The organism is Halapricum hydrolyticum (assembly GCF_025517535.1).
In the GTDB taxonomy this organism is placed as follows: Archaea; Halobacteriota; Halobacteria; order Halobacteriales; family Haloarculaceae; genus Halapricum; species Halapricum hydrolyticum.
The window spans coordinates 20,769-27,190 of sequence record NZ_JAOPKC010000032.1; the positions used below are offsets into that span (position 1 = coordinate 20,769).

Annotated in this window: 8 protein-coding genes; 4 read left to right on the forward strand and 4 right to left on the reverse strand. The window is 64.8% G+C overall.

What is annotated here, in order from left to right:
* Positions 1-14 precede the first annotated feature (14 nt).
* A complete protein-coding gene (locus tag OB916_RS16040) occupies positions 15-1,133 on the forward strand; it encodes a TDT family transporter (RefSeq protein WP_315910309.1) in 1,119 nt (372 codons plus the stop codon).
* An 88-nt stretch (positions 1,134-1,221) separates the two neighbouring features.
* On the forward strand, positions 1,222-1,869 hold the full coding sequence (gene pdo / locus OB916_RS16045; RefSeq protein ID WP_315910310.1) for a protein disulfide oxidoreductase: 648 nt from the start codon (positions 1,222-1,224) through the stop codon (positions 1,867-1,869).
* Positions 1,870-1,911: 42 nt separating this feature from the next.
* Here the strand turns inward: pdo and tsaA are convergent, their stop codons facing one another.
* Both tsaA and OB916_RS16055 read right to left on the reverse strand, forming a co-directional pair.
* On the reverse strand, positions 1,912-2,370 hold the full coding sequence (gene tsaA / locus OB916_RS16050; protein WP_315910311.1) for a tRNA (N6-threonylcarbamoyladenosine(37)-N6)-methyltransferase TrmO: 459 nt from the start codon (positions 2,368-2,370) through the stop codon (positions 1,912-1,914).
* A gap of 70 nt (positions 2,371-2,440) precedes the next feature.
* The gene (locus OB916_RS16055; protein ID WP_315910312.1) at positions 2,441-3,205 is read right to left on the reverse strand and encodes an aldo/keto reductase; all 765 of its coding nucleotides are present in this window, start codon (positions 3,203-3,205) and stop codon (positions 2,441-2,443) included.
* A gap of 98 nt (positions 3,206-3,303) precedes the next feature.
* Between OB916_RS16055 and OB916_RS16060 the strand changes: the two genes are divergently transcribed.
* Positions 3,304-5,112, forward strand: coding sequence for an ArnT family glycosyltransferase (locus tag OB916_RS16060; protein ID WP_315910313.1), 1,809 nt, complete (start codon positions 3,304-3,306; stop codon positions 5,110-5,112).
* Positions 5,113-5,210: 98 nt separating this feature from the next.
* Positions 5,211-5,633, forward strand: a complete 423-nt coding sequence (locus OB916_RS16065; RefSeq protein WP_315910314.1) for a PaaI family thioesterase — start codon at positions 5,211-5,213, stop codon at positions 5,631-5,633.
* A gap of 101 nt (positions 5,634-5,734) precedes the next feature.
* On the opposite strand, the gene OB916_RS16070 is transcribed toward OB916_RS16065, so the two are convergent.
* Positions 5,735-6,256 (reverse strand): hypothetical protein, encoded by a 522-nt coding sequence (locus OB916_RS16070; RefSeq protein ID WP_315910315.1) that lies wholly within the window; start codon positions 6,254-6,256, stop codon positions 5,735-5,737.
* A 66-nt stretch (positions 6,257-6,322) separates the two neighbouring features.
* Positions 6,323-6,422 (reverse strand): SDR family oxidoreductase (locus OB916_RS16075; RefSeq protein ID WP_390884101.1); only part of this gene is annotated, 100 nt, incomplete at its 5' end.

A 6,422-nucleotide genomic window follows, 5' to 3' on the forward strand; every position in this document is an offset into this window, starting at 1 on the left:
AAACACACAATACTATGAGCCAGGTCAATTCGACATCGGCAGGACGGTCACGAATCGCGAACGCGGTCGAGTTCTTCGGCCCACAGTGGTTCGGTTCGACGATGGGGACCGGGGCACTCGGCGTCGCGCTGGGGTTGCTCGCCACCCGGTGGGGTGTCGAGGCGCTGGTTCCGTTCGCGCAGTTTTTCGTCGCACTGACGGCCGTGATGACGGTCACCTACACCGTGCCGTGGCTGGCGCGGATGTGGCTGTATCCGGGTCGGGTGTGGAACGACCTGACCCATCCGATCCGGAGTCAGTTCTTCCCGACGATGCCGATCACGCTGATCGTTCTCGGGCTCGGAGTCGCGCAGACGATGGGCGATATCGTCCCGGCGAGCGTGCTTGAACCGCTACTGACTGGGCTGTTCGTCGCGGGTAGCGCCGGCATCTTCGGGTTCGGGCTGGTGGTCGTGACGATCATGTTCACGAACGACGAGATCGGGACCGAGCATGGCGTCTTTGCCTGGTATATCCCGCCGGTGAGCCATCTCGTCATTCCGCTGTTGGGCTTCGAACTCGTCGCCGGCCATCTCGCCGGGACGACGACGGGCCGGCTGGTGTTTCTGGTCTCGATGATCGCACTCGGCATCGGGACGTTCATGTTCCTGTTTTTCGGGTCGATCGTGCTGCACCGCTACGCATACGAGAGCCTCCCGCGCGAGAAGCTCGCGCCGACGTTCGTCATCGGCCTGGCCCCGACGGCCGTGCTCACGATTGCGATCGCGAAGCTCGCGCACGCACTGGAAGCCGGGGTCGGCTTCGACCTCGCGGTCGAGCCGCTAGTGCCCGGGTTGAAACTCCTCGCGCTGGTGATGTGGGGCTTCTCGGCCTGGTGGTTCGTGTTGACCGCTGCGCTCGTGACTCATTACGTCACTCGCAAGACCCACCCGTTTTTCTTCACCTGGTGGGCCTACACGTTCCCGCTCGGGGCGTTCGCCATCTCGGCGGGGTCGCTCGGCGGCTTCCTCGGCGTCGGCGCGTTCACTCTGGTACTCGCGGCCGTGACGAGCCTGCTCGTGATCGTCTGGCTGGCCACCGCGGCGCTCACCACCCGGATGGTGCTCCGGGGCCACGCGTTCACCCCCGAATAGCGGGGTTGCAGCGGCTGTCCCGGTGTATTTCGGAGTATTGGGCAAAACGCAAAATATAACACAGTCAGAGTGCCAACGTTGGGGTAGAATGTCAGTCCTGTCCGCAGACGACCGCAGTCAAGTCAACGAACTCCTCAGTTCCCTCGAAGAGACAGTCACAGTCCACGTATTCACCGAGGACGGGTGTCAGTACTGCGAGGAGACGCTCGACCTCTACGAGGACGTCGAAGGAGAAAGCGACAACGTCGTCGTCGAGACCCACGGCATGGACGACCCGCTGGCCGAGGAGCTCGGCGCAACCAAGTACGACGGCGCGCCCGTCACCGTCATCACTCGCGACGGCGTCACCGGCGTCCGGTACTTCGGGATCCCGTCGGGCCAGGAGTTCAGCGCCTTCCTGCAGGGACTCATCGCGGTCGCGCAGGGGCCGGGCGAGACGGATCTCCCCGACGAGGTTCGCGAGCAGGTCCAGAACATCGACCAGCCAGTCGACATCAAGGTGTTCGTGACCCCGACCTGTCCGCACTGCCCGCGTGCGGTCCAGGTGGCTCACCAGATGGCCATCGAGAACGACCAGATCGAGGCCGACGGCATCGAATCCCAGGAGTTCATGGAGCTCTCCCAGGAGTACGGCGTCCGTGGCGTCCCGCAGATCAACGTCAACGACTCCGGGCAGTTCACCGGCGGTCTCCCGCCACAGCAGTTCGTGGACGAGGTTCTCTCGACGCTCGAATAACGGCTCCGACAGTCTCCGTCGGTGTACTCGAAGAACGTCCGATCAGTATTCTTGGTCGAGATGTTCGCCGATCCACCCGGTTTCTAGATCCTCCAGGAGCGACGGCTTCGGCGCGAACGGCTTGAGATCGAGCACTGGCGTCCCGTCCAGCAGATCCAGCCCCTCGACGTGCAACGTCGACCCCTCGATCGAGTCGAGTCTGACGACCGTCTGGGCGATCGGGTTCGGTCGGTTCGGACTGGCAGTGGCGAACACGCCCACTTCGAGTCCCTCCGCAAACGGCGGATGTGCCCGAAGCGCGTCGGCCGGACTCCGGTGCAGATGGGCGAGGATCGTGACGTGCGAAAAGCCGTCCAGTCCCTCGAGCCCGGGCTCGTATTCGGGTTCGAGTTCGACGCGTCCCATTGCGTCCGTCGGCTCGTCCGGGTCGACCGGCACTGCCGAGGGCTCCTCGAACGGCGAGCGGATCTCGCCGATCGGGTCGTAGATGACTTTCTCCATACCGTCGGTTGGACGGGTAGTCAAATAGAGGCGACGATGCCTCTGGGCGGAGCCTGCTTTCGAGCCTCGATCACTCGGGGAACAGTTCGACCTCGCGTTCGATGCCGTCGATCCGCTCGATGTCCTCGGGATCGAGTTGTAGCTCGCGCGCGGCAAGGTTCGCTTCGAGGTGCTCGCGGCTGGAGGCCTTGGGGATCGTAACGACGTTTTCGTGCGAGAGCACCCAGGCGATCGAGACGGCCGCCGGCGAGGCGTCGTGTTTGTCAGCGATGGCCTGGATCTCGGGCACGTCGAACACCTCGCCGCCGGCGAGCGGCGAGTACGCGACCACCGTGTACTCGTGTGCGCGGGCGTGCTCGAGCAGGTCAGCCTGCTGGAAGAGTGGATGGAACTCGATCTGGTTGGCGACCAGCGCCACGTCACAATTGGATTGGGCGCGCTCGTACTGCTCTGGCGTGAAGTTGCTCACCGCGAGGTGTTCGGTCAGCCCCTCGGCGTGGACGGCTTCGAGCGCGGCCATCGTCCCCTCTGGGTCGTAGCCTCCGCGGGGACGGTGGACGTACAGCAGGTCGACCCTGTCGACGCCCAGGCGGTCGAGACTGGCTTGCGTCCCCGGCTCGACATCCTCGGGCGCAAGCGAGTCGACCCAGAGTTTCGTCGCGAGCGTGACGTCCTCGCGCGGGACAGGGCTGTCGGCCAGCCCCTCGCCGACGACAGACTCGTTCTCGTAGATCTGTGCGGTGTCGAGATGTCGGTAGCCGGCATCGAGGGCCGTCGCGATCGCGGACGGATCGTCAATACCCATCGTACCGAGGCCGACTGGCGGGAGATCCATATCGGCAGTATGGCATCCCCACAGTAATACGCCCTGCTCTCCGTGGGCGTCACTCCGAAAAGCAACCCTTTTGCGCGCGCTGGGTGGACTGTCGGGCAATGTTGGGGCTGCGCTCGGCTGCCGGTCGCGCGAAACGACGGTTCGTCGCCGACCTGCGTTCCGATCCGTATCTCGTGGCAATCCTCGCCGTCACGGTTCTGCTGGCGGCGTTCTACGTCTGGCACGAGATCCCGAACTTCGCAACCTGGGACGAGCGCGACCGGATTCTCGACCCGCTGGTCGCGTACGGTCGAGTCATCGACCAGCCGAGTCTCGGGGCGCTCCGGGAAGGGGTCATCTGGGGTCGCGAACCGTTCGGCTCGACGTTTTACCTCTACGGACTGGCGCTGTTGCCGGTCGTGATCGCGGCCGCCGTCCTCGGGGACCTCGATGCGATCGCCGCGCTGGGACTGCCCGCGAACGGATCGCAGACCTTCGGCTTCTGGGAGGTCTGGCACACCACGCCCGAGTGGATCTGGACTGCGAGCCTGCTGATTGCCCGCCTGCTGAACGTCGTTTTCGCCGCCGGGGCTGTGTATCTGACCTATCGGATCGGAACGTACCTGCGCGATCGGACGACCGGGCGACTCGCCGGAGCCTTCCTCGCGGTCACCTGGGGCCTGATCACCCTCGCCCACGAGGGCGGCGAGGACATTCCCTCCGTGTTCGTCCTCCTGCTGGCGCTGTACCTGTTGATCCAGTACGTCGAGACGGGCGAGCGCCGACGCTTCTTCGAGGCCAGCGCCGTGGGCGCGGCCGCGATGACGCTCAAGCTGACGGTCGCGCCGATCGTGTTCACGATCGCGATCGCGCACCTGTTACGCATCTACCGCGAGGGCGACTCCTGGCGGCGACTGTTCGAGGATCAGGACCTGCTACTCGACGGGGCGGCCGTCGGCGCGGTCGTCATCCTGCTCGGGTTCCCGACGCTTCTTGTCGGCGGGTTCATCGAGTTTCTCTCCCGGATTATCGGACATCCCGCCTACCGTGTCGCCGTCGAGAAGGGACCAGCCGCGCCGATCTGGTGGTGGTTCCTCCGCGGATACTTCAACGCCTTCGGGTTGCCGCTGTTCCTCGCGAGCGTCGCCGGACTGGGCGGAGCGCTCCTCACCCTCCGAAAGCGAGTGACCGACGGATCGACGGTTCTGCTGGCGTATCTGGGCCTGTACACCCTCTTGCTCACGGGCTGGCACGACTTCCGCCCACACCACCTCCTGTCGACGCTCCCGCTGCTCGTGTTCTTCCTCGCGGACGGCCTCTCGCGACTGGACAAGTCCCGGCCCGCAGTCGCCCGGTCAGTCGTCGCTGTGCTGTTGGTCACGTCGGGTGCGTACGCCGCCGTCGGCACCGCGGGATACGCGTCGATGCCACGGGCGGACGCCGTCGACTGGATGGACGATAACGTCGAGCGCAACGCGACCATGGAGTTCTACACGCGCGGGTTCGAGGAATCCGCGACACCCCACTGGATCGACGCGCAGTATCCCTACGCCGGGGACGACCGCGAAACGCTCGACCCCTGTCCGGAGTACGTGCAACTGTCCTATCGGGACCTGTTGTACCTCAGTGACATTCCCGACAGCCACCGGACCTCCTACGTCCGGCACAACACCGAAGCACGAGCCGCACACGTCCGTGCGCTGCTCAACGGCAGCTACGGCTACGAGGTCGTCGCCGAGTTCGGGGAGCGACCGCCAGGATACGTCCCGGAGCGGCCAACACCCGGCTCGATAGCCGAGATCCTGTCGCTGGGGATCTACCCGCAGTCCGATCAGTACGCCGACGAACAGGAACTGCGGGCCAACCAGTACGTGGCGATCCTCGAGTACAACGGGAGCTGCGAGCAGCCGCTACCGCGGCCGGAGTGATAGAGAGGTCAGCCGACTTCCGGTGACGGGCAAGCGGATATCAGCAGTATCCACCGCCCAGCACAGGCTTTTGTCGATCGCGGTAGTGTAAATTCTCAATGGATCCGGTCGAGTTGTTCAACGAGATGCCGTTCACGCAACTGCTCGGAATCGAGCTGACGGCAGCCGAGGACGGACACGCGGAGGGGCGACTACACGTCACAGACGACCACACGACGAACCCGGAGACGGGCGTCGTCCACGGCGGTGCGACCTTTGCACTCGCTGACAGCGTCGGAGACGCGGCGGTGGTCTCGCTGACCGGCGAACTCGTCCCGACGATCGACATGCGGATCGACTACCTCGCGCCGGCGACGACCGACGTCTACGCCGTGGCAGACGTACTCCGACACGGCGGATCGCTAGCGGTCGCGGAAGTCGAACTGTTCGACGACAGCGAGACGCACCTCGCGACCGCACACGGTGTGTACAAGACAGATGGGGCGAGCGAGTCGGGTGTCTGGAACGGTGAGAGGAAGTAGCGCCGCCGGCCGGGGTGGCCTCATACTATCAACTATAGCTTCGGAAAGATATTCGGCACGACGGAACGGCGGATTCTTTCAAAATGGTACAGCCGAGAGTATCACTCCGTCGACCCGGACAGGTGATAGCCGACAGCCAGCACGAGTTGCAGGTCGTCGTGCTCGGAGAGATACGAGTCGAGGGCAGCCGGCGTCTCGAAGGCGTTGCCGTACTGGTCGTACAGTAACGTCTGCTCGTGCTCCCAGTCGATCGCGTTCCGGATCTGTTCGAGGATCTCACTGCCGAGTGGGGATTCGGCCGGGGTCGTGTTCGGGAGGTTCGCCCAGTCGGTGACCTTGCTGAGGTCGAACGCGTCGAAGTCCCGAACGAGATCGAAGGTATCCTTCGGCGTCGCGTTCTCCGGCAGCGGCGGTCGTCCGTCGCGATACTGGAGCGCGCCCGTCGCCAGCGCCTGCGCAACCTCGGGGTGATCCGCGGGGACGAGCACGGCAATGATATCGTCGAGATACGCCGTGACTCCGGCCGGGGCCGACGTGGTCGGTTCACCGATCTGCGGCGTCGGCTGGTCGTCCAACGGGGGCGTCGTTTCTGAGGTGGAGTCACCACGGCGATCTCGATCCATAGGCGTGAGTGACGGTTCGCAAACGGTTAAAAGTATATCCCCGAAGGGACGGCGGTGACGGGCCGTTTATCGGGCGGTGAAGCCGCTATCGACGGTCAGCGCCTCGCCGTTGGTGAACGACGCGCCGTCCGAGCAGAGCCACAGGACGGCGTCGGCGATCTCTTCG